The sequence below is a fragment of the Hymenobacter coccineus genome (assembly GCF_001816125.1).
Lineage (GTDB): Bacteria > Bacteroidota > Bacteroidia > Cytophagales > Hymenobacteraceae > Hymenobacter > Hymenobacter coccineus.
Genome location: NZ_MDZA01000246.1, coordinates 1 through 2,113 on the forward strand (window position 1 = coordinate 1; position 2,113 = coordinate 2,113).

Annotated in this window: 3 protein-coding genes; 1 reads left to right on the forward strand and 2 read right to left on the reverse strand. The window is 60.8% G+C overall.

The window, feature by feature from the left end; translation table 11 throughout:
• The first annotated feature begins 205 nt into the window (after positions 1–205).
• Positions 206–685, forward strand: coding sequence for a hypothetical protein (locus tag BEN49_RS14325; protein ID WP_070744502.1), 480 nt, complete (start codon positions 206–208; stop codon positions 683–685).
• A 113-nt stretch (positions 686–798) separates the two neighbouring features.
• Here BEN49_RS14325 and BEN49_RS28040 read toward each other — a convergent pair whose 3' ends face one another.
• Positions 799–975 (reverse strand): hypothetical protein, encoded by a 177-nt coding sequence (locus tag BEN49_RS28040; RefSeq protein ID WP_158022918.1) that lies wholly within the window; start codon positions 973–975, stop codon positions 799–801.
• A 741-nt stretch (positions 976–1,716) separates the two neighbouring features.
• Positions 1,717–1,950, reverse strand: a complete 234-nt coding sequence (locus BEN49_RS28045; RefSeq protein ID WP_070744504.1) for a hypothetical protein — start codon at positions 1,948–1,950, stop codon at positions 1,717–1,719.
• Positions 1,951–2,113: the final 163 nt, after the last annotated feature.

The window sequence follows — 2,113 nt, forward strand, 5'->3', positions numbered from 1 at the left end:
AACCGCCGCTTCGGCAGCGGTGGCCAGCGCGTGCAGGCCGGCGACGGCGGTGGCCGCCGCGAAGGCGGGAGCTCGCGCCGCAGCTCGTACTAAGGCGAACTGCTGCTAATTCAGCGGCTAATTTTTGATTTCCCTGAGCGGGCCGGAAAACTTTTTCCGGCCCGTTTTGCTTTTTCAGAGCAGTACCTCGTCATTCGCACCCGTTATGGCCACTACCTCCCTCCCCGTTATTCAAGCCCTGCGCAGCACGGCCCAACGCCTCGCTACCCAGGCCCCCTACCAGTGGGGCCACATGGGCAGCTGCAACTGCGGCCACCTGGCCCAAACCGTCACGAAGCTGACCAAGGGCGAGATCCACGCCCGGGCCATGCAGCGCTACGGCGATTGGGAGCGCCAGCTCATCGACTACTGCCCCACCAGCGGCTTGCCCATCGACACCACCATCGACGAGATGCTGGCCCTGGGCTTCACCCGCACCGACCTCACCCACCTCGAGCGCCTCGCCGACCCCGCCATCCGGGGGGCCATCCCGTTCGAGCGCCGCGACCAGCTGCGCCACAACCAGCGCGACGACGTAGTGCTGTACCTGCGCACCTGGGCCGACCTGCTGGAGCAGCAGCTGCTGGCCGGCATCACCCTGCCCAGCTTCGCCACGGCCCCGCAGCCGGTGCTGGTGGCCAGCTAGAGCCCCCGCCGCTACCGGCATACCTGCCTACATACAGAAAGCCCCCGCCGATCAAAATCGGCGGGGGCTTTTTCTTGCGCTTAATTAAAAATAGCGAAAAAGTGAGCGGCCGCTTAGTTGCGGGTCACGTCGCTCGCCTGGGCTTTGCGGTACATCTCGGACCGGTTGGCCCGCTTGTAGGCAGCGTCGGCGTTGGGGTCTTTCTCCGCATCAGGGGCCTGGGAGCAAGAGGCGGTCAGGAACAGAACTGCGCTGGTGGCCAGCAAGGCAATGGCTCGGGTCGATTTCATGGCACGAAGATAGCCAAAGGGCACCAAACCGCCAATCTGAGCTATGCCGTACATCCCCAGGGCGCGGCATGAAAACACCCCCAGCTTCTGATAACATTTGGCAACTGCCCACTGCGCACCGAAGAGGTACGCAGCGCCATTATCTGATGGCACCGCTGCCGCTATACACGGTTGCGGTGCCTACTACTGGGCCTACCGGGGCCCCGCAGCAGCAGCAGAAACTACGTTACCGAGGCTCATTTATTTAGCAGCAGCGCTGCAAGCAAATCATCAAAAAGTAGCTTTTTTTAAGTTGTGGTTTTCACCAAAAGGCTTAGCACCGCTTCAAGCACAAAACAGAGAACCATCTTTTAGCTACCAACTAAAAGGCAAAAATGGAAACACTATATTTAGCTGCCATCGGCAATCGGAATAGCCTCTCCTAACGATTCTATTAGCAGACTATTATTTCTTGATTTACAGCAATTTATAAATCAGAAAACAGCTTTATTCGTTACCACTAAACATCCTAGTACTACCCCTTGGCGCAGGATGGCACAGTGCAAGGGCCAAACGTTTTATACCAACCCAAAACAACTGGTTTTTGCCTGCTTAGGCAACGAAAATTCAATTACTGACAAATTGCATTGTCAGCACAATTTTTTACCCTCTGCATACAAGGTGGCATGCCCGAGTAGTTGAGCCGATTGACGTGCGCATTGCTTGGGCCCCTGGCGCTGCCGGGCCCCAAGCGGCTACCGTTTATTCCGGCTGGTAGTCCGCAAACGTGCCGTCGCGGTAGAAAATAACGATGCGCCGGATGGCCTTCCCCGGCTCGGCAAACAGCGCCAGCTCAGGCGGAAGATTCCCCGCTGGCGCAGCGGCAGCCGGTGGCAAAGCCGGGGCACTTACCGGCGCTGGGGTCACCTCAGCCGGGCCAGTCAGCCCGGCCGAGCCGAGGACGGGCGCGATGGGCGCAGGGGCCGCGGCCGGCATAACTTCCAAGGTAGGAACTGGAGGCACTGGGGCAGCAGCAGCGGGCGCCGCAACTACCGGCGCGGGGGCAACGGCGCGACGAGGGGCAGGCGAGCGGCGCGGCGCAGGGGCCCGGAGCGCGCTGGAACGGCCGCGGGGCAGGCGCTGGGCCAGCATATGCCGC